This window comes from Pseudomonas hydrolytica, assembly GCF_021495345.1.
Classification (GTDB): domain Bacteria; phylum Pseudomonadota; class Gammaproteobacteria; order Pseudomonadales; family Pseudomonadaceae; genus Aquipseudomonas; species Aquipseudomonas hydrolytica.
The window spans coordinates 2,266,923-2,286,281 of the sequence record NZ_CP099397.1; the positions used below are offsets into that span (position 1 = coordinate 2,266,923).

Here is a 19,359-nt window from a genome sequence, read left to right on the forward strand (position 1 = left end):
CGATCCGGGTAAGGGGGCATGTGCATGAGCAGTTTGGCCGAACAGATCCTGGCACGCGTGCTGGCCTTGCAGGTCCGTCTGTATGCCTGTCAGGCGCGCCTGGCCGCTGTGACCGATGCCGAAGCCCTGCACGATCTGCGTATCGCCCTGCGCCAGCTGCGCAGCCTGCTGCGGCCGTTGCGCGGTCTGCCGAGCGTCGACGCGCTGGAGCAGGGCGCGGCGGTGCTGGGACGGCTGAGCGGCCCTCTGCGCGACCGCGAGGTGCTGATCGGCGAGCTGCAGCGTCTGGGGTTGCCCCACCTGGCTCCGCTCGATGCGGCGCAGCACGCAGCGGGATACGCGGCCATCGCCAGCAGCCGCGAGCTGGCCGAGCTGCTGCTGTTGCTCGATGCCTGGCCGACGAACTGGCGTCAGGCCGCCGCGCAGGGGCAGTTGCGCGGGATGGACAAGCGCATCCGTCGCCGCCTGCGCCGCCAGCAGCGCCATCTGGCCGCCGCGCTGCGCGATCCGGCGCATGACCGGCATCGCCTGCGGTTGTTGATCAAGCGCGTGCGTTACGCCGCAGAGACCTATCCGGCCCATGGCGGTCTGGGCAAGGCCGCATATGCGCGTCTCAAGCGTGCGCAAAGCGAGCTGGGCGATTGGCACGATCATCTGCAGTGGCTGGCGCAGAGCGAAGCGAGCGAGGCGCTGAAGCCGTGCAGTGGCCATTGGCTGCAGGCCCAGGCAATGGCCGAGCGCCGCGCGGACGAGGCCTTGCTGGCGCTGTACGTCGACTTCCCCGTCGAGCGATAAGGCGACATTTTCGCCGCCACTATGACCGAATAGGCCTCGCATCGGCCTATCGTCAGGCATCGACGATCCCCTAAGATCCCTGCCATTCATGGAATGCGAGGTGTGTATGACTTTTTCCGAACTGCTCGACGCGGTGCGCCGTGACCCGGATGGCGTGGTGATTCCGCCAACCTGGGGGCAGGGCCGGGCAAGCTTTGGCGGCCTGGTGGCGGCGCTGGCGTTCGAAGCCATGCGCGCCAAGGTGCCGCAAGGGCGTCCGGTGCGCTCGCTGGCCATCACCTTCGTCGGCCCGGTGGCCGCCGAGGTGCCGGTGAGCTTTCAGGCCGAGGTGCTGCGCGAGGGCAAGGCGGTCAGCCAGATGTGCCTGCGCGCGGCTCAGGATGGCCAGGTGGTGACCATGGTGCAGGGTAGCTTCGGTGCCTCGCGCGATTCGCTCATCGACGTGGCGCCGTTGCCGGCGCCGCAGCTCAAGCCTGCCGAGCAATGCACCGAGCTGCCCTACGTGCGCAACGTCACCCCGGAGTTCACCCGATTTCTGGCCATGCGCTGGGCCCTTGGCGGCATGCCCTTCACCAACAACCCGTCGCGGCAGATGGGCGGCTGGGTGCGCCTACGTGGCGAGAACGAGGTGCAGGCATTGAGCGAGGCGCATCTGCTGGCGCTGGTCGATGCCTGGCCGCCGGCGGTACTGCCGCATCTGAAGAGCCCGGCACCGGGTAGCTCGCTGACCTGGACCATCGAATTCGTGCAGCCGCTGCAAAGCCTGAACACCGAGCACTGGTGCCTGTACCGCGCGGAGATCGAGCACGCCCGCGATGGCTACGGACACGTGGCGGCGGCGCTGTGGAGTCCGAGTGGCGAACTGATCGCTCTGAGCCGGCAGACCGTGACCGTGTTTGCCTGACTCAGGGGCGCCGGCGCTGGCGCCAGGCGCGCCACCAGGCGCCGCTGAAAACAAAGCGCGGAAAGGTCACGCACTGCTCCAGCAGCAGGCGTTTGACCGCGTCGCGCTTGCCGTTGAAGGGTTCGGGTTGCTGCTGTTCCAGGCGGTGGCCGTGCGCCTGCAACGCCAGGGCGGCGATCAGGCCGATGATGCCCAGCGCCAGGGGCACGAACCCCAGCTGCCACAGGCCGATCAGCAGCAGGATCAGCGACAGCAAAAACAGCGGCACGGCGATCAGGTGCAGCAGCAGGTTGGTGGGATGTCGGTGCTGGTCGGCGTAATGCTGCCATTGCCAGGCCAGCAGGTTGGGGTGACGTTTGCGCATGGGGCGATCCTCGGCTCGATGGCTCGAGTCTAGGATCGCCGCCAGCGCAGAGCGAATTGCTCCTGGCTATGGCGCAGATAGCCTTATGCCCAGGCGCTCCGTTTACAGACGCAGCTGGCGGATGGCCTTGCTCAGTTCGCTGGCCAGTTCGGCCAGTTGCTGGCTGGTGGCAGCGGACTCCACGGTCTGCCCGACGGTCTGCTCGGTGACATCGCGGATGCCCACCACCGACCGACTCAGCTCCTCGGCCACTTCGCTCTGCTGCGCGGCGGCCACTGCGATCTGCGTGTTGCTGTCACGCATCAGCGCCACCGCGGTGGTGATGGCCGCCAGCGATTCGCCTGCCTCTTGCGCCAGCTGCACGCACTGGCTGGCGTTTTCCGAGCTTTCGCGCATGAATTCCACGGCGTCTCGCGTACCACCCTGAAGGCTGCCGATCATCTGGGTGATCTCGTCGGTGGAGTCCTGCACGCGCTTGGCCAGATTGCGCACCTCGTCGGCGACCACGGCGAAACCGCGGCCCATCTCGCCCGCCCGCGCGGCTTCGATCGCCGCGTTGAGCGCGAGCAGGTTGGTCTGCTCGGCAATGCCATGAATCACCCCGACCACGCGGCTGATGTGCTGGCTGTCCTCGGCCAGGCGCTCGATGCTGCCGGCGCTCTGGCGCACGCCCTGGGACAGGGCGGCGATGGACTGTTCGACGCGGCCGACCACCTGTTGTCCGGCGCGGGCCAGCTGGTCGGCGCCATGCGACTGATCGCGGGTGGTGCTGGCGTGCTCGGCGATGTTCTGCACGGTGGCCGACATCTCGTTGATGGCGGTGGCTGCCTGGTCGGTTTCGCTCTGCTGGCTGAGCATGCCCTGGCGCACGCTGCCCATGCGCTCGGCGAGGCTGCGCGTGCCGTTGTTCAGTTCGCTGGCAACCTGGCCAACGGTGCCGACCACTCGCTGGTAACCGGCCTGCATGGCATTGAAGGCGGCGGCCATCTGGCCGACCTCGTCTCGGCTGTCCGCGGCTGCACGCAGCGACAGGTCGCCGCTGCGTTCGGCCTGCAGCATCACGTCCTTGAGGCTGTTTAGATGGCTGAGCAGAAAGCGGATGAGCAGCTGCGAGGCCCCCAGCAGCAGGAGCATCAGAACGGCGACGGCGATGGCATAGGTCAGCGCGTGCTGGGCGAACAGGTCGAGCAGGCTGGGCGCGCTGGCCAGTATCGCCAGGTTGCGTCCATCGCTGAGGGTGACGCGCTGCGCACCGATGACGGGGTTGGTGCCGAACCAGGCCTCATGCGTCAGCGCTTGCCAGCCGCTGCCATCGGCCGTGCCGCGCGCGCCTGGCAAGGCGGCATTGCCCTGCAGCAGCTGAATGTCGGCCGAGCTGGGCAGTGCGGCCTGCTGCGGCCATTGCTGAAGCAGGCGTGCCTGGTGCTGGACGGCCTGCCTGGCGTCGGCGCTGCGCGCCTGCTGCTCGGTATGCAGGGCGAACAGCACCAGCATCAGACTGATGACGAACGCGACGGCGTTGACCGCCCAGAATTTGTACTTGAGAGATAGATCGCTGATCCAGGCGCCCATGCTGATGTCTGTCCGTCTCGCTGCATTGAATATTGGCCAAGTGCCAGCAGTATGCCCTCGACGGCTTGCCGGAGTCTTGACGTCAATCAACACTCCGGGCTGGCGTCATCCAGTATGGTCGGCAGCGCGAAGAATGCGCGGGCGCAGGCGGTGGTCGAGCTGGCCAGCTGTTCGGCGCTCTGCCCGCGATGCAGGGCCACCTCGCGCAGCACCTCGACGAGATAGGCCGGTTCGTTGCGCCCGCTCTTGGGCTTCGGCCGTAGGCTGCGCGGCAGCAGGAAGGGGGCGTCGGTTTCCAGCATCAGCCGCTCGCCGGGGATGTCCTTGAGCAGAGGATGTAGATGGGTGCCGCGGCGCTCGTCGCACACCCAGCCGGTGATGCCGATATGCAGGTCGAGATCCAGGTAGGCATACAAGGCGCGTCGTTCGCCGGTGAAGCAGTGCACCACCGCCGCCGGCAACCGGTCACGATAGTCGCGCAGAATCTCCAGCAACCGCTGGCTGGCCTCGCGCTCATGCAGGAACACCGGCATCTGCAGCTCGGCGGCCAGTGCCAGCTGTTCCTCCAGAGCCTTTTCCTGAGCCGGGCGCGGTGAGAAATCGCGATCGAAATCCAGCCCGCACTCGCCAACGGCTCGCACTTGCGGCTCGCTCAGCAAGGCTTTGAGGGCGGCGCTGCTGGCGCCGTTCCAGCTGCTGGCATCGTGAGGGTGCACCCCGGCGGTGCTGAACAGGCGCCCACCACGGGCATCCAGCTGTCGGCAAAGTGCGAGGCTCGCTTCGCTTTCGGTCAGACTGGTGCCGGTCAGCACCAGCTGACAGACGCCCGCCGCATAGGCGCGCTCGAGCAGCGCCTCGGCCTGCGCGGCGAGGCTGGGGTGGGTGAGATTGACGGCTATATCGATGAGTTGCATGGTGCCACCTGATGTGCGCGATGGGGCAGCATACCAGATGCTTTCCGTTCGTCAGAAAAAGCAAATAAAACAAGAGGTTGGTGATTTTTTCTAAAGCTTTTACGAGGTTGTGGGCTGGCGTTGGCGCCGCTGGCTGTGCGAACCTCCGCCCCCCGCGTTGGCCGGGGGAACTTCTTTGATGGGTTCGTGGTCAGTTGCCGTCTGTCGCGCCTTGGCGAAGAGCAGGCAATGGACCCCGCGTGGTTTCTGGCGGCCTGCCGCCCGTTCCTGGAGATTCGATGTCGCGACTGTTGCTGATCCTGTGCCTGTTGGCCGCGCTGCCGTTCTCGGTCAGCGCGCGCGTGGCCGGCCCGCCGGAGGTCGGCAGCCAGGTGCGCAGCGCGCGTGATCTGCCGACGATCCGCAGCAGTGGCGAGCTGCGCGTGCTGGTCAACCAGAGTCGCAACAGTTCGGGCGCGGTCAAGGGGCAGAGCATCGGTGTCGAGTACCATCGCCTGCGCGCCTTCGAACAGTATCTCAATCGCAATTCCCGCGATGGCCGCAGCCTCAAGCTGAAGATCATTCCCAAGGCCAAGGATCAGCTGCTCGGCGCCCTGCAGCGTGGCGAGGGCGATCTGGTGGCGCCGGGGGAGCTGCTCAATGTGCGTACCGGCCACGATGTCAGCGCCAGCATGGCGATTCGCCGCGAGGTGCCGCTGGTGTTGGTGTCGAAGCAGGGCAACCGGCATTACCGCAGCCTCGAGCAACTGGCCGGCCGCAGCCTGTCGCTGCCCACCGGTAGCGCCGTGGGTGAGGCGCTGCGACGGATCAATCAGCAGTTGGCCGACCGCAAGCTGCCTCCCATCGTCGTGGAGTGGGTGGACCCCAGCCTGGCGGTGGAGGACGTGCTGGAGATGGTTCAGGCCGGCATCTTCGAGCGCACCGCCGTGGAGCTGCCAATCGCCGAGCGCTGGGCCAAGGTGATGCCCAAGCTGCGCGTTGACAAGCATCTGGTGCTGGCGCGCGACGGCGACATGAAATGGTTCGTGCGCCCCGATGCGCCGATGCTGCGCGCCAGCATCGACCGCTTCTTCAGCGGCTATCAGGCGCCGGCCGATCAGGATGCGGCGTTCCAGCGGGTCTACCGGCGCCAGTACCGGGTGCATTCGCCGCTCGGACGCACCGAGCGACAGCGTCTGGAAAGAGTGCGTCCGGTGCTGCAGCAGCATGCCGAACAACAAGGTTTCGACTGGCTGCTGCTGGCCGCCCTGGCGTTCAAGGAGTCGACCCTCAATCCTTCGGCGCGCGGCGCCAGCGGCGCCACCGGGCTGATGCAGATCACTCCGGCGGCAGCGCGAAGCGTCGGGGTGAGCAACATCCAGAACCTCGACGGTAACGTCCAGGCCAGCAGCAAGTACCTAGCGATGATCCGCCGCAACTTCTTCAACAGCCCGCAGCTCAACGAGCGCGAACGCATGGCATTCGTCCTGGCGGGCTACAACCTGGGCCCGCAACGGGTGCAGAGCCTGCGCGCCGAGGCACGCAGGCGGGGCCTGAATCCCAATCAGTGGTTCTTCCAGGTCGAGCGTGTGGCCATGGAGCAGATGGGCATGGGCGTGGTGAGTTATGTGAATGCGGTGAATAAGTACTACCTTGCTTATGACCGTGAGCGCTATCTGCTCGAACCGCAAAGACAGCGTCTGACGGCCAACTAACTATCTATCTTTTCGATATTAATTAGCGGCTTTTTGCTGTTTTTAAATCGAATTAATTGGTTATTCTGTGCGCCATCAACTCCCACACACGAAGGAAGCGCTGTAATGAACAACCTGATCAAGAGCATCACCGCCACCCAGGCCGGCTTCGGCATCACCATCCTGCGTATCGTCGCCGGTATCACCTTCGCCGCCCATGGCGCGCAGAAGCTGTTCGGCTGGTTCGGTGGCTATGGTCTGGACGGCGTGGCGCAGTGGATGGAAAGCATCGGCCTGACGCCGGGCTACCTGATGGCACTGGGGGCCGGTAGCGCCGAATTCTTCGGCGGTGTGGCGCTGATCATCGGTCTGCTGGTACGCCCGGCTGCGGTGGTGCTGGCGGTGACCATGCTGGTGGCCATCTTCACCGTGCACTTCGCCAACGGTTTCTTCATGAGCAACAACGGTTACGAGTTCGCCCTGGCGCTGCTGGCCATCAGCGTGGCGCTGGTGTTCGAAGGGGCCGGCAAGCTGTCGGTGGATGGCAAGATCGCTCGCTGATTCGATCCGGCAACAACGAGAAGGCCCGCATATGCGGGCCTTCTTGCGTTCGGCTGCAAGCTATCAGGTCGTCGCGGCCTGCTCGGCTTTCTTCTCCTGCGCGGTGACCTGCTGGGCCAGTTCGATCATCTGCTCGCGCATCCAGCGGTTGGCCGGGTCCTGATCGTTGCTTTCGTGCCAGTACAGGTGGGTTTCCAGCGCCGGCACGTCGCCGACCGGCAGCGTCACGTGATGCAGGTGATGACGGCGGGCGAAGCGCTCCGGCACGGTGATCACCATATCGGTCTGCAGCATCACGCTGCTGGCCATCAGGTAATGCTGCGAGCGCAGGGCGATCTTGCGCTGTATGCCCATCTTGCCCAGGGCCAGATCCACGTAGCCCAGCCCGCTGCGGCGGCTGGAGATGTGGATGTGCGTCAGCGACAGGTACTCGTCGAGGCTGATCTTGTCCTTGGCCAGCGGGTGGCCCGGGCGCATGGCGCAGACGTAGCGGTCATCCAGCAGCTTGACGTGACGCACCTGCGGGTCGGTGTTGAGCGGTGCGTCGACGGCGAAGTCGAGGCGGCCGGCGGCCAGCTCCTTGGTGGTCTCGCGGCGCTTGGCCAGGAAACTCTCGATGCACACGCTCGGCGCCAGGCGGCGCAGACGCTGGAACAGCGGCGGCAGGAGGATCTGCTCGGAGAGGTCGGTCATGCTGATGCGATAGGTCTTGTTCGCCTGCAGTGGATTGAAGGTGCGGCTTTCCTGCACCGACACGCGCAGCAGCTGCAGGGCATTGCGCACCGGGCCGATGATGTTCTGCGCCATCGGCGTCGGCACCATGCCCTGGGCGGTGCGTACGAACAGCGGGTCGTTGAAGGTCTCGCGCAGGCGGGCCAGGGCATTGGAAACCGCCGGCTGGGTGATGCCGACGATCTGTCCGGCACGGGTCAGATTGGCCTCGGTGTAGATGGCGTCGAAGACGATGAAGAGGTTGAGATCCACCTTGGTCAGGTTCATGCCGGATGTGCTCCAGGGCTGTCGATATCAGTCGATCATATATCGGTTATGAATGTTCATACACGCGGAAAATAGGTTCGATAAATCTTAAGCGCTGTTCTAGCATCATTTCTACAACCGCACACCAAGAAGGTAGCCCCATGGATTTTGCCTATTCCCCCAAGGTTCAAGAGCTGCGTGAACGCGTCACCGCGTTCATGGAGGCCTATGTCTACCCGGCCGAAGCGGTGTTCGAGCAGCAGGTGGCCGAGGGCGACCGCTGGCAGCCGACCGCGATCATGGAAGAGCTGAAAAGCAAGGCCAAGGCCGAAGGCCTGTGGAACCTGTTTCTGCCCGAATCGGACTACGGTGCGGGCCTGACCAACACCGAATACGCGCCGCTGGCGGAAATCATGGGGCGCTCGCTGATCGGCCCGGAGCCGTTCAACTGCGCCGCGCCGGACACCGGCAACATGGAGGTGCTGGTGCGCTACGGCAACGAAGCGCAGAAACAGCAGTGGCTGGAACCGCTGCTGTCCGGCGAGATCCGCTCCGCCTTCGCCATGACCGAGCCGGGCGTGGCCTCGAGCGACGCCACCAACATGCAGGCCAACGCTCGCCGCGAAGGTGACGAGTGGGTGATCAACGGCCGCAAGTGGTGGACCTCCGGCGCCTGCGACCCGCGCTGCAAGGTGATGATCTTCATGGGCCTGACCAACCCGGATGCGCCGCGCCACCAGCAGCACTCGATGATTCTGGTGCCGATGGATGCGCCCGGGGTGACCGTGCTGCGCCCGCTGCCGGTGTTCGGCTATGACGATGCGCCGCACGGCCACGCCGAGGTGCTGTTCGAGAACGTGCGCGTGCCCTACGAGAACGTGCTGCTCGGCGAAGGCCGCGGCTTCGAGATCGCCCAGGGTCGCCTCGGCCCGGGCCGTATCCACCACTGCATGCGTTCGATCGGCATGGCCGAGCGCGCCCTGGAGCTGATGTGCAAGCGCGCCGTGAGCCGCACCGCCTTCGGCAAGCCGCTGGCACGCCTGGGCGGCAACATCGACCACATCGCCAACTCGCGCATGGAGATCAACCAGGCGCGCCTGCTGACGCTCAATGCGGCGTACATGATGGACACCGTGGGCAACAAGATCGCGGCCAGCGAGATCGCCCAGATCAAGGTGGTGGCGCCCAACGTGGCGCTCAAGGTGATCGACCGCGCGATCCAGATGCACGGCGGTGCCGGGGTCTCCAACGACTTCCCGCTGGCCTACTGGTACGCCATGCAGCGCACCCTGCGTTTGGCCGACGGCCCGGACGAAGTGCACCGCGCCGCCATCGGCAAGTACGAGATCGGCAAGTACGTGCCGCGCGACGTGATGAAAGCCAGCCGCTGATTCGCCAGCCTGGAAAGAGGAGGCCCGCGTTTTGCGGGCCTCGTCGTTTATATCGGTGCGCACGGCCACCCTGGGAGTCGGATGCGCACACAGGTAGGGTGCGCCGTGCGCACCACGCCGCGGTTGTATGAGGTGCGCGTACGTCCCGTGACACCCCCCCTAGGGTAGATGGCCCGGCCGCGTCAGGCGCATATGCAGCTGGGCGGCAAAGGTCCGTGCCGCCAGCTCTTCATGAAAGGTCAGGGCGCGGCGCCCGATGCGCACCTGCCAGAGTCGTCGACCCTGGCGTTCGATCAGCTCGATGCGCACTTCCGCCATCGCCATTCCTCAGTGTTCGGCAGCCCTCGGCTCGCGGGTGCGCAGCAGGGAAAGCACCACGCCGCCAGCCAGCAGGCCCAAGGTTACGCCAAGCGAGAGCAGGGCGGGAACCTTGACCAGATCGTGCAGGAAGATCTTGCCGCCGATGTACATCAGCACCAGCGCCAGCGCGTACTTCAGGTAGATGAAGCGGTGCATCAGCGCGGCCAGGGCGAAGTACAGCGCGCGCAGGCCGAGGATGGCGAAGATGTTTGAGGTGTAGACGATGAACGGGTCCTGCGAGATGGCCAGCACGGCCGGTACGCTGTCCACGGCGAAGACCAGGTCGGCCAGCTCGATCAGGATCAGCGCCAGCAGCAGTGGCGTGGCATACAGCAGCGGTTTGCCGCTGACCTGATCCTGCAGGCGCACCAGGAACTGGCCACCATGCAGCTCGTCGGTCACGCGGATGTGCTTGCGCACGAAGCGCAGCAGCGGGTTCTGCGCAAGGTCGGGATGCGCTTCATGGTCATTGCTGCGCAGCATCTTGAAGCCACTCAGCAGAAGGAAGGCGCCGAAGAGGTAGAGAATCCAGTCGAACTGCTGCACCAGGGCCGTACCCAGGCCGATCATGATGGCGCGCAGCACGATGACCCCGAGGATGCCCCAGAACAGCACGCGGTGCTGATAGCGCCGGGGGATGTTGAAGTAGCCGAGGATCATCGCCATGACGAAGACGTTGTCCATCGACAACGACTGCTCGACGAGAAAGCCGGTGTAGTACTCCAGCGCCTTGGTCGCGCCCAGTTGCCACCAGATCCAGCCGCCGAAGGCGACACCGACGCTGAAGTAGCCCGAGTACAGCAGCAGGCTCTCGCGCATCTCGATTTCGTGCTGATCGCGATGCAGCACGCCGAGGTCGAGTACCAGAAGGGTGACGATGAGTATCAGAAAGGCCAGCCAGAACCAGCCGGGGGTACCGAAGAGCGGGGTGGTGAAAAAGGCAAGTAGAGCGTCCATGAGCCCTCCCTATGTCTGCCTGAGTTGAAATGAAATCGACTCAGTGACTCCGACATCACGGTGAGAAACTCACCGCCAGAGGGGCCCGGCGTCACGCGTTGCAAAGGCTAGCGCCGGGCAGGTGTTGTGCCAAGCCCCGCCGACAAATATTTTTCGCGGGCGCCGGGCAGGCGCGGCTCAGTAGACCCAGACCTCGACCCGGCGATTGCGGATGCGCCCGTGTTCTTCGTTGTTGGCCGCCACCGGCAGCTCGCCGCCGAGGCCGGTGACCTCGCGAAACAGCACGCCCTGCCTGGCCAGTTCGCGACGCACGGCCATGGCCCGCAGCTTGGACAGCAGTTCGGCGCGCTCGGGGTCGCTCTTGGCATCGCCGAAGCCCACCAGCACCACCTTGCCCTGCAGCTTGTCGTGCTGCCTGAGGTAATCCATGACCCGTTGCAGATCGCGCTGCGCCTTGTTGTCCAGCGTCGCGCTGCCTTCCTGGAAGCGGAAGTTCACCGACAGACGCTGTGCCTGTTCGGCCAGCTGGCGGTAGTCGGCGGGCAGCTGCGCGTCGGGCGCGACCTGCACGGCCTGCACCGTCTGGGCGATGAAGCCGGTGCTGTCGACTATGGCCTGGCCACGGGGGCTGTGGGCGAAATCGATCAGCGCGCGGGCCCAGGGGTTGTCCAGCTGCGGCTGGTTATAGATGAACAGCCGGCGCGACAGCGGATAGTCCTCGGTGGCGATCAGCGTGGTGCTCGGCGGCATGGGCTGGGAGTCGCCGGCCGCGATGGCCACGGCCTTGGCCTGGCGAATGTAGGGCAGGCCGATGAAGCCGATGCCGTTGGGGTCGCCGGCGACCGCATCGGACAGCTGGGTACTGGACTCGAAGCGCTGAGCGGTGCCGGCCAGGCTGCGTCCGCCCGGGGCCAGCACCAGCTCCTTGAAGGTGTCGTAGGTGCCGGAGTTGTCATCGCGGGCGTACTGCCTGACCGCGCCGGGCCTGCCGCCGAGCGCCGACCAGTCGCTGATCTGGCCGGAGAACAGCTGCGCGACCTGGTCCACACTCAGCGCGCTGACCGGGTTGGAGGGATGCACGATGATGGCCAGGCCATCGATGGCGATCACCTGTTCGCTCTGCGGGCTGCGCAGGTCGCCGAGAGCGGCCAGGTTGGCCACTTCGCCGTCCTTGATCGGGCGCGAGGAGGCGGCCAGGTCGGCCGAACCGTCCTTGAGCGAGGTGAAGCCGGTACCGGAGCCGTGTGCGGCGATTTCCACGATTACCGCGCGGCCATCGGCCTGACGCGCCAGCAGGCGCTGTTCGTTCTCCGCCGCGCCGGCTTCGCTGCGAATGTCGCGCAGCCCCTGGGCTTCGAACAGTCCCTTGACCAGCTCGGGGCCGAGCTTGGCGCCGATGGTGTTGGAGCCCTGGATGCGCAGCACCGGCTGATTGCCCTGGGAGGCGGGCAGGGCGGCGAATACCGAGAGCGGCAGACCGTAGCAGAGGAAACCGAGCAGTAGCAGGAACAGGGTACGACCCCAGGGATCGAGGTCGGCGGCGGGCAGGGCTCGCGACATGCGGCAGGCACCTTCTGGTGGGTGATGAAAGTGCCGCGCAGAATAAGTCAGTCAGATTTCATTCATGTGACGGCGCTGGGGCGCGCCGCGCCGTAGAGGCCCTCAGGCCAGTTCGAGCCAGATCGGCGCATGGTCCGACGGCTTGTCCATGCCGCGCAGGTCATAGTCGATGCCGGCATCCTTGAGGCGACCCTGCAGGGCCTGGCTGGCGAGGATCACGTCGATGCGCAGGCCGCGCTTGGGTTCGTCCTCGAAGCCGCGGCTGCGGTAGTCGAACCAGCTGAAACGGTCGTTAACCGCCGGATTGAGATGGCGGAAGCTGTCCACCAGACCCCAGTTCTTCAGGGTGGCCAGCCACTCGCGTTCTTCGGGCAGGAAGCTGCACTTGCCGGTTTTCAGCCAGCGCAGGCGGTTGGCTTCGCCTATGCCGATGTCGCAATCCTCAGGGCTGATGTTGATGTCGCCCATCACCACCAGCGCCTGCTGCGGATCGAAGCGTTCCACCAGCAGTTGCTGCAGATCGGCGTAGAAGCGCTGCTTGGCGGGAAACTTCACCGGGTGGTCACGGCTTTCGCCCTGGGGAAAGTAGCCGTTCATCACCGTGACCGGGTTGCCATGGGCATCGGCGAAGGTGCCGTAGATGAAGCGCCGCTGGGATTCCTCGCCATCGTTGGGAAAGCCCTTCTGCAGGTTCAGGGGCTCCTGGCGCGAGAGCAGGGCGACGCCGTAATGGCCTTTCTGCCCGTGGTAGTGCACGTGGTAGCCGAGCTGGCGAATCTCGCTCTCGGGGAACTGCTCGTCGGCCACCTTGGTTTCCTGCAGGCCGATCACGTCGGGCTGGTGCTTGGCGATCAGCGCTTCGAGCTGGTGGGGGCGTGCGCGCAGGCCATTGATATTGAACGAGACGATTTTCATGGGTGGGCGGGTCCTGGGCTGACGGGCATGCCACCAGCGGCAGCCCGGATGAGGAAAGCCTTGGCGGCATGCCTTGCCTTCGCGAAGGACGAAGGGCATAGGGAGAGCGCCGCTGCGCGACTTTCGGATTGAATGGCGATGCTAGCCGATCCGCCGCGCTCGCGGCCAGCGCCTGGCGGGGGGAGGTAGGCGGTGCTAAGTTGGCAGTGACGCGCCCGGGCGCCCCCAACCACAGAGGTTCGCCATGCCCCATAACGCTCCTGCCGAAGTTCGCATGCTCGATGGCGGCTACGCCCGCGAAGTGCGTTCGCTGCTGTACCACGCCTACCGCCACGAGCCGACCTTCGCCTACCTGTTCGAGGCCGAACGTCCGGGCTTCGATCAGCGGGTGCGGGCCACGGTGCGGGAACTGGTGCAGCAGCACTTTGCCGAGGACCTGCCGGCCATCGGTCTGCTGATCGACGATCGTCTGATCGGTGCGGCCCTGATCGCGCCGCCGCAGCGCCGCCTGGATATCACCGAGAGCTGGGGTTGGCGCCTGCGTATGCTGCTCAGCACCGGCTACGGCTGCACCCGGCGTTATCTGGAATACCACGACGCCGTGCTCGCCTGCCTGCCGCCCGGCCCGTATCACGTATTGCCGCTGCTGGGCATTCATCCCGAGTTCCAGGGGCAGCACCGCGGCGAGCAGTTGCTCGAAGCGCTGCACGACTGGTGCGCCGAGGATGCCGGCTCGCAAGGCGTGGTGCTGGATACCGGTAATGCGCGCTATCTGGACTTCTATCGACGTCAGGGCTACGAGGAGATCGGCGAGCTGGCGATCGGCCCGGTCGTGGAGCACGTGTTCTTCCATCCCAATCCACAACCGGTGGTCAGGGTCAGCGCCTGAACCCTGGCGGTCGTTGCGCGGCGCCAAGGCTCTGGCACGCGCTGCGCTCCGTGTTAGCATCCCCGGCATGAGTGTATATGGACATATTCGGCGCAGCCTGGTGCTGCTGCTGATCAGCACCGGGGCCTTCGCGGCCGGCGAGCTGGAAGTGCGAATCACCCCGGCCAATTCCGCCCTCAGAACCAATATCGAAGGTTACGTCGGGAGTCTGGAGGGGCGCGATCTGCAGTCGTTGCGGCGCCTGCGGCGCATCGCCGAGAGCGAGGCGAACAAGGCCGCGCAGGCGCTGGGCTATTACCAGGCGCGCATTCGCAGCCGCATCGAGGAAGGCGAGACGCCGCGTCTGATACTGGATGTCGAGCCTGGCGAGCGTGTGCGCCTGCGCAACGTGAACATTCGTGTCGAGGGGCCGGCCAGCGAGCTGGCAGCCTTCCGTCTGCCCACCGCGACCCGCCTTCAGCCCGGCTCGGTCCTCAATCACGGGCGCTACGAGGATGCCAAACGGCTGATCCAGAATCAGGCGTCGCGCTACGGCTTCTTCGACGGGCGTTTTACCCGGCAGAGCCTGCAGGTCGATCCGGCGGCCGGGGTCGCCGATATCGACCTGGTCTACCTCAGCGGGCCGCGCTACCGCCTCGGCGATATCGCCTTCAGCGGCGACTTTCCCTTCGATGAAGATCTGCTGCGGCGCATGGTGCCGTTCAAGGCCGATACCCCCTATGACTCCGAACTGATCGCCGAGCTGTACCAGGCGCTGCAGTCCAGCGGTTATTTCGAATCGGTACGGGTCGACGCCATTCCCACCCAGGCCGATCAGCAGCGCATTCCCGTCGCGGTCGATTTGCAGGTGCGCCAGCCACGCACCATGGGCCTTGGCCTGGGCTTTTCCACCGACGTCGGGCCGCGCCTGCGTGCCAACTGGACGCGCCACTGGCGCAATCCGCAGGGCCACAGCTACGGGGTGGAGAGCGAGCTGTCGGCGCCGCGGCAGAACCTCGGCCTGTGGTACGACATCCCGGGTGATCCGCCCCTGACCGACAAGCTGCGCCTGGCCGGTGGCTATCAGTACGAGGAGCTGGCCAGCAAGGACAGCCTCAGCCGCCTGCTCACCGTCGGCCCGGAATGGCACAGCCGGCGTGCCGGTGGCTGGCAGCGGGTACTGTCGGTGAAATGGCAGCGCGAGGAATACCGCCTGGGCGATGATTCTGGGTTGAGTACGCTGTTGATGCCGGGGGTCAGCTATTCGCTGCTGCGCAGCGACAATCGCCTCGATCCCAACCAGGGCTATCGCGTGCAGTTCGACCTCTCCGGCGCGGTGGATGGCCTGCTATCCGACGCCAACGTGCTGCACGGCAACGTCATGCTCAAGGGGCTGACCACCTTGCTGGACAACCACCGAGTGCTTGGCCGTGTGCAGTTCGGCGGCACCGAAACCAACAGTTTTTCCGGTGTGCCGCCATCGCTGCGCTTCTTCGCCGGCGGCGACCAGAGCGTGCGGGGCTACGACTATCAGAGCCTGTCGCCGCAGAACAATCGCGGCGACAGGGTCGGCGGCCGCTACCTGTTCGCTGCCAGCGTCGAGTACCAGTACAGCCTGACCGACAAGTGGCGCCTGGCGACCTTCGTCGATCAGGGCAACTCGTTCAATTCCCTGGAATTCCCCACGCTCAAGACCGGGGTAGGTTTCGGCGTGCGCTGGGTCTCGCCGGTCGGCCCGCTGCGCCTGGACCTGGCCCATGCGCTGGATGATGACGGCGGCGTGCGCCTGCACTTTTCCATGGGGCCGGAACTGTGACCCGGCGTCTGCTCAAGGGTGTGGCGGTTGGCCTGTTGGGCCTGATGCTGCTGGTTGGCGCCTCGCTCTGGCTGTTGCTGGGCTCTCAGGCCGGCAGCCGCTGGCTGCTGCAGCAGGTGCCGGGGTTGCAGGTCGAAGGTTTCGATGGCCGCCTGGGCGGTGCCTGGCAGGCTGAACAGTTGATCTGGCAGCAGGGCGAAATGCGCGTGGAGCTGCAGCAGCTGGACATGGCCTGGTCGCCGTCCTGCCTGCTGCGCCTGACGCTATGCATCGACCGTCTGCATCTGCAGCAGGCGGCGTTGAACCTGCCGCCAAGCGCTGAGCCGAGCAGCGAACCGCTCAGCCTGCCCAGTCTGAATCTGCCGCTGCGCCTGCAGCTGGGCGATATCCGTCTGGGCGAGCTGCGCCTGGATGGGCAAACCCAACTGAGCGACCTGCAGCTGATCGCCAGCTGGAACGAACGCGGTGTCGAACTGCAGCAATTGGCCCTGCGCCGCGATGACTTGAGCCTGGATCTGCGCGGCAGCCTGACACCGCAGGGCGACTGGCCGCTGGCCCTGAGCGGTCGCCTGCAACTGCCCGAAGTGGACGGCAAGCCCTGGCAGCTGGCGCTGCAGATCGGCGGGGAGCTGCAACGCAGTCTTCAGCTCGATGCCGACAGCAGCGGCTACCTCGACGCACGCCTGCAAGGCCAGGTGCAGGCCCTGGCCGAGCATCTGCCGGCCGAGCTGCGCCTGATCAGCCGCGACTTCCAGGCCAGCAGCGCCTTGCCGCCGACCCTGCGCCTGCAGGACCTGCAGTTGCAGGCCAAGGGCGATCTGGCTGCCGGCTATCGCATAGAAGGCAGCGCCAACCTGCCGGCCGAACAGGCGCCGATGCCGCTGCGGCTGAGCGGGCGGGTCGATGCCGCCGGTGCGGATATCGAGTTGCTGCGTATTCAGGCCGAGCAGCAGCACCTGCAGGTCGAAGGCAAGTTGGCCTGGAGCGAAGCCTTCAGCGTCGATGCCCAGCTGGACTGGCTGGATTTCCCCTGGCAGCGCCTTTACCCGCTGGACGAACCGCCACCGGTGACTGTGCGCACCCTGCAGGCGGAGGTCAGCTATAGCGAAGGCAGCTACCTGGGCAACTTCGCCGCGCAGTTGCAGGGACCGGCGGGGGACTTCAGCCTGAGCAGCCCGGTCAGTGGTGACCTCGGCCAGGTCAGCCTGCCGCAGCTGCAACTGGTGGCCGGTCAGGGCCGCGCGCAGGGCGTGCTCAGGCTGGGCTTCGCCGAGGGCATCGACTGGCAGGCCATGCTCCAGCTCAGCGAGCTCGACCCCGGTTACTGGCTGGCCGAAATGCCCGGCAACCTGGGCGGTCCGCTGAACACCGCCGGCAGTTTCAACGCCGGCGCGCTGCAGGCGCAGGCCGATATCGACCTCAACGGGCGCCTGCGCGGCCAGCCTGCGCAGTTGCAGGTACAAGGCGCTGGAGCCGGGGAGCAATGGCAGCTGCAGCGCCTGCTGGTGCGCCTCGGTGACAACCGGGTGAGCGGCCAGGGCGCGTTGGATCAGCGCCTGCGCGGTCAGCTGGAACTGGCGTTGCCGCGTCTCGGTCAGCTCTGGCCCGGGCTGCAGGGGCAGTTGCAGGGCCAGCTGGCATTGGCCGGTACGCTGCAGGCGCCGCAGGGGCAGCTCGCGCTGACGGGCGAGCGCCTGGCCTTCGGCGACCCCAGCCTGCGCCGCGTGCAACTGGAGGCAACGCTGGATGCGCGGCAACAGGCGAATCTGACCCTGAACCTGCGCGGCATTCGCATTGGCGACACCTACCTTGGCCGCCTGCAGGCCGAAGGCCGCGGCGATGCTCGCCGCCAGGCCCTGCAGCTGGACCTGCAAGGCCCGCTGCTGCAGCTGGCGATGGCGCTGGACGGCACGCTGAACGAGCAGGGCGACTGGCGCGGACGCATCGCCAGCGGCCGTATCCAGAGCGGTGGCCAGGATTGGCAACTACAGCAGGCGGCCAGCCTCGAGCGCCTGGCCAGCGGTCGCCTGACACTGGGCGCGCACTGCTGGCAGGCCGCGGATGCCAGCCTCTGTGGCGGCCAGCAACGCCTCATGCCGCAGCCCAGCCTGGACTGGCGCCTGGAGAACTTCCCCCTGGCCAGCCTGCAGCCCTGGCTGCCCGAGGATTTCGCCTGGCAGGGCCAGCTGAACGGCCAGCTCAAGCTCGACCTGCCGCAGAGCGGCCCCAATGGCCGCATCGCCCTGGATGCCGACGCCGGCACCTTGCGCATCCGCCAGCCCGAGGAGGAACAGTGGCTGGACTTCGCCTATGACAGCCTGCGCCTGGAGAGCACGCTGCGGCCGCAGCGGGTGGACAGCGAGCTGCGCTTTCTCAGCAGCCGCCTCGGTGAACTGGTACTGCAGGCACAGATCGATCCGCGCCCGGCGAACAAGCCGGTGAATGGCGAGTTTCGCCTGAGCGGCTTCGACCTGGCCGTGCTGCGCCCCTTCGTGCCGATGGCCGAAAGGCTCGAGGGGAAGCTGCAGGGCAGCGGCAACATCTCCGGCCATCTGCTGGCGCCGCAGATCAACGGCCAGTTGCGCCTGGAGGATGGCGAGCTGTCCGGCAGCGAACTGCCGCTGAGCCTGGAAACCTTGCAGCTGCAGGCACTGATCGCTGGCGAACGGGTGCAGCTGTCCGGCAACTGGCGCAGCGGCGAACAGGGGCGCGGCAATCTGAGCGGTGAACTGAGCTGGGCCGAGGGGCTGAGCGGCGATCTGTCCGTGCAGGGCCAGCGTCTGCCGGTGAAGGTCGAGCCCTATGCCGAGCTGGAGGTGGAACCCGATCTGCAATTGCAGCTGCGTGCCCAGCAACTGGCGGTACGCGGCAGGGTGGGCGTGCCGCGCGGCCTGATCAGCGTGCGCGAGCTGCCGCCCACCACCGTCAAGCTGTCAGACGATGCGCAGGTGGTCGGCCGCGAGACGCCGCAGGTCGAGCCGGGTTTGAGCATGGCCATGGACATCGATGTCGAGGTCGGACAGGACAAGCTGGCCTTCAGCGGCTTCGGGCTCACTGCGGATCTGCGCGGGCGCGTGCACATTGGCGACAATCTCGATACCCGCGGCGAGCTGGATCTGGTCGGCGGGCGCTACCGCGCCTACGGCCAGCGCCTGACCATTCGCCGCGCGCGTCTGCTGTTCACCGGGCCCATCGATCAGCCGTTCCTGGATGTCGAGGCGATACGCCGGGTCGATAACGTGGTGGCCGGCATTCGCCTCTCCGGCAACGCCGAGCAGCCGACCACCACGGTCTTCGCCGAGCCGTCGATGAGCCAGGAGCAGGCGCTGTCCTACCTGGTGCTGGGGCGTCCGCTCGGGCAGAGCAGCGGCGACAACAATATGCTCGGTCAGGCGGCGCTGGCCCTGGGCCTGGCCAGCAGCAGTTCGCTGACCACCGGCCTGGCCAGCAGCCTGGGCATCCAGGACTTTCAGCTCGACACCGAAGGCAGCGGGGTGACCACCAGCGTGGTAGCCAGCGGCAACATCACCGAACGGCTCAGCCTGCGCTATGGCGTGGGCGTGTTCGAGCCGGCCAACACCATCGCGCTGCGTTATCAATTGAGCCGGCGTCTGTATCTGGAGGCCGCCAGCGGCCTGGCCAGTTCGCTGGACCTGTTCTATCGCAGGGATTTCTGATGCCGCCTCGGCGCTTCGCTAAATCCCTACTCGGCCTCGGGTGTATCGGCGCCA

At 66.3% G+C, this 19,359-nt stretch carries 16 protein-coding genes; 8 read left to right on the top strand and 8 right to left on the bottom strand.

The annotated features are described in order from the left end of the window. Positions 1-24: 24 nt before the first annotated feature. Both L1F06_RS10515 and L1F06_RS10520 read left to right on the top strand, forming a co-directional pair. Positions 25-795, top strand: coding sequence for a CHAD domain-containing protein (locus L1F06_RS10515; protein WP_003240740.1), 771 nt, complete (start codon positions 25-27; stop codon positions 793-795). Positions 796-901: 106 nt separating this feature from the next. Then, positions 902-1,699: an acyl-CoA thioesterase gene (locus L1F06_RS10520; protein ID WP_041772888.1), complete on the top strand. Its 798-nt coding sequence runs from the start codon at positions 902-904 to the stop codon at positions 1,697-1,699. 1 nt (position 1,700) lies between these two features. Here L1F06_RS10520 and L1F06_RS10525 read toward each other — a convergent pair whose 3' ends face one another. The 3 genes from L1F06_RS10525 to L1F06_RS10535 form a co-directional block, all read right to left on the bottom strand. Beyond that, positions 1,701-2,063, bottom strand: a complete 363-nt coding sequence (locus L1F06_RS10525) for an Mpo1-like protein (protein ID WP_003240736.1) — start codon at positions 2,061-2,063, stop codon at positions 1,701-1,703. Positions 2,064-2,165: 102 nt separating this feature from the next. Next, complete coding sequence (locus L1F06_RS10530) at positions 2,166-3,635, bottom strand: methyl-accepting chemotaxis protein (protein ID WP_012018752.1); 1,470 nt, start codon at positions 3,633-3,635, stop codon at positions 2,166-2,168. An 86-nt stretch (positions 3,636-3,721) separates the two neighbouring features. After that, positions 3,722-4,549 carry a TatD family hydrolase gene (locus L1F06_RS10535; RefSeq protein ID WP_012018751.1) on the bottom strand — a complete coding sequence of 276 codons (828 nt, stop codon included), beginning with the start codon at positions 4,547-4,549 and terminating at the stop codon, positions 3,722-3,724. A 278-nt stretch (positions 4,550-4,827) separates the two neighbouring features. On the opposite strand from L1F06_RS10535, the gene L1F06_RS10540 reads away from it, so the two are divergent. Together L1F06_RS10540 and L1F06_RS10545 are read left to right on the top strand one after the other, a co-directional pair. Then, positions 4,828-6,243 (top strand): MltF family protein, encoded by a 1,416-nt coding sequence (locus L1F06_RS10540; RefSeq protein WP_003240731.1) that lies wholly within the window; start codon positions 4,828-4,830, stop codon positions 6,241-6,243. A gap of 105 nt (positions 6,244-6,348) precedes the next feature. Further along, a complete protein-coding gene (locus tag L1F06_RS10545; protein ID WP_003240729.1) occupies positions 6,349-6,783 on the top strand; it encodes a DoxX family protein in 435 nt (144 codons plus the stop codon). Positions 6,784-6,846: 63 nt separating this feature from the next. On the opposite strand, the gene L1F06_RS10550 is transcribed toward L1F06_RS10545, so the two are convergent. Next, a complete protein-coding gene (locus tag L1F06_RS10550) occupies positions 6,847-7,782 on the bottom strand; it encodes a LysR family transcriptional regulator (protein ID WP_129483611.1) in 936 nt (311 codons plus the stop codon). A 140-nt stretch (positions 7,783-7,922) separates the two neighbouring features. Here L1F06_RS10550 and L1F06_RS10555 point away from each other — a divergent pair, with 140 nt between their 5' ends. Then, positions 7,923-9,152 carry an acyl-CoA dehydrogenase gene (locus L1F06_RS10555; protein WP_003240725.1) on the top strand — a complete coding sequence of 410 codons (1,230 nt, stop codon included), beginning with the start codon at positions 7,923-7,925 and terminating at the stop codon, positions 9,150-9,152. Positions 9,153-9,311: 159 nt separating this feature from the next. On the opposite strand, the gene L1F06_RS10560 is transcribed toward L1F06_RS10555, so the two are convergent. From L1F06_RS10560 to xthA, 4 genes are all read right to left on the bottom strand, one after another. Further along, on the bottom strand, positions 9,312-9,470 hold the full coding sequence (locus L1F06_RS10560) for a hypothetical protein (protein ID WP_003240723.1): 159 nt from the start codon (positions 9,468-9,470) through the stop codon (positions 9,312-9,314). Positions 9,471-9,479: 9 nt separating this feature from the next. Next, positions 9,480-10,469 carry a TerC family protein gene (locus L1F06_RS10565; RefSeq protein ID WP_003240721.1) on the bottom strand — a complete coding sequence of 330 codons (990 nt, stop codon included), beginning with the start codon at positions 10,467-10,469 and terminating at the stop codon, positions 9,480-9,482. 177 nt (positions 10,470-10,646) lie between these two features. Further along, positions 10,647-12,029, bottom strand: coding sequence for a substrate-binding domain-containing protein (locus L1F06_RS10570; protein WP_003240720.1), 1,383 nt, complete (start codon positions 12,027-12,029; stop codon positions 10,647-10,649). Between the two features lie 102 nt (positions 12,030-12,131). Continuing rightward, on the bottom strand, positions 12,132-12,944 hold the full coding sequence (xthA, locus tag L1F06_RS10575) for an exodeoxyribonuclease III (RefSeq protein WP_003240718.1): 813 nt from the start codon (positions 12,942-12,944) through the stop codon (positions 12,132-12,134). A gap of 244 nt (positions 12,945-13,188) precedes the next feature. Between xthA and L1F06_RS10580 the strand changes: the two genes are divergently transcribed. From L1F06_RS10580 to L1F06_RS10590, 3 genes are all read left to right on the top strand, one after another. Then, on the top strand, positions 13,189-13,833 hold the full coding sequence (locus L1F06_RS10580; protein ID WP_096826576.1) for a GNAT family N-acetyltransferase: 645 nt from the start codon (positions 13,189-13,191) through the stop codon (positions 13,831-13,833). 67 nt (positions 13,834-13,900) lie between these two features. Beyond that, positions 13,901-15,628, top strand: a complete 1,728-nt coding sequence (locus L1F06_RS10585) for an autotransporter assembly complex protein TamA (RefSeq protein ID WP_129483610.1) — start codon at positions 13,901-13,903, stop codon at positions 15,626-15,628. Further along, positions 15,625-19,305 carry a translocation/assembly module TamB domain-containing protein gene (locus tag L1F06_RS10590; protein ID WP_129483609.1) on the top strand — a complete coding sequence of 1,227 codons (3,681 nt, stop codon included), beginning with the start codon at positions 15,625-15,627 and terminating at the stop codon, positions 19,303-19,305. Before L1F06_RS10585 ends, L1F06_RS10590 begins: the two co-directional genes overlap by 4 nt. Positions 19,306-19,359: the final 54 nt, after the last annotated feature.

What these genes read in the sequence shown, in the direction of transcription:
- L1F06_RS10580 (WP_096826576.1), top strand. Translation starts at nt 13,189, where the DNA reads ATGCCCCATAACGCTCCTGCCGAAGTTCGCATGCTCGATGGCGGCTAC.
- L1F06_RS10545 (WP_003240729.1), top strand. Translation starts at nt 6,349, where the DNA reads ATGAACAACCTGATCAAGAGCATCACCGCCACCCAGGCCGGCTTCGGC.
- L1F06_RS10560 (WP_003240723.1), bottom strand. Translation starts at nt 9,470, where the DNA reads ATGGCGGAAGTGCGCATCGAGCTGATCGAACGCCAGGGTCGACGACTC.
- L1F06_RS10540 (WP_003240731.1), top strand. Translation starts at nt 4,828, where the DNA reads ATGTCGCGACTGTTGCTGATCCTGTGCCTGTTGGCCGCGCTGCCGTTC.
- L1F06_RS10530 (WP_012018752.1), bottom strand. Translation starts at nt 3,635, where the DNA reads ATGGGCGCCTGGATCAGCGATCTATCTCTCAAGTACAAATTCTGGGCG.
- L1F06_RS10535 (WP_012018751.1), bottom strand. Translation starts at nt 4,549, where the DNA reads ATGCAACTCATCGATATAGCCGTCAATCTCACCCACCCCAGCCTCGCC.
- L1F06_RS10525 (WP_003240736.1), bottom strand. Translation starts at nt 2,063, where the DNA reads ATGCGCAAACGTCACCCCAACCTGCTGGCCTGGCAATGGCAGCATTAC.
- L1F06_RS10555 (WP_003240725.1), top strand. Translation starts at nt 7,923, where the DNA reads ATGGATTTTGCCTATTCCCCCAAGGTTCAAGAGCTGCGTGAACGCGTC.
- xthA (WP_003240718.1), bottom strand. Translation starts at nt 12,944, where the DNA reads ATGAAAATCGTCTCGTTCAATATCAATGGCCTGCGCGCACGCCCCCAC.
- L1F06_RS10565 (WP_003240721.1), bottom strand. Translation starts at nt 10,469, where the DNA reads ATGGACGCTCTACTTGCCTTTTTCACCACCCCGCTCTTCGGTACCCCC.
- L1F06_RS10570 (WP_003240720.1), bottom strand. Translation starts at nt 12,029, where the DNA reads ATGTCGCGAGCCCTGCCCGCCGCCGACCTCGATCCCTGGGGTCGTACC.
- L1F06_RS10520 (WP_041772888.1), top strand. Translation starts at nt 902, where the DNA reads ATGACTTTTTCCGAACTGCTCGACGCGGTGCGCCGTGACCCGGATGGC.
- L1F06_RS10585 (WP_129483610.1), top strand. Translation starts at nt 13,901, where the DNA reads ATGAGTGTATATGGACATATTCGGCGCAGCCTGGTGCTGCTGCTGATC.
- L1F06_RS10550 (WP_129483611.1), bottom strand. Translation starts at nt 7,782, where the DNA reads ATGAACCTGACCAAGGTGGATCTCAACCTCTTCATCGTCTTCGACGCC.
- L1F06_RS10515 (WP_003240740.1), top strand. Translation starts at nt 25, where the DNA reads ATGAGCAGTTTGGCCGAACAGATCCTGGCACGCGTGCTGGCCTTGCAG.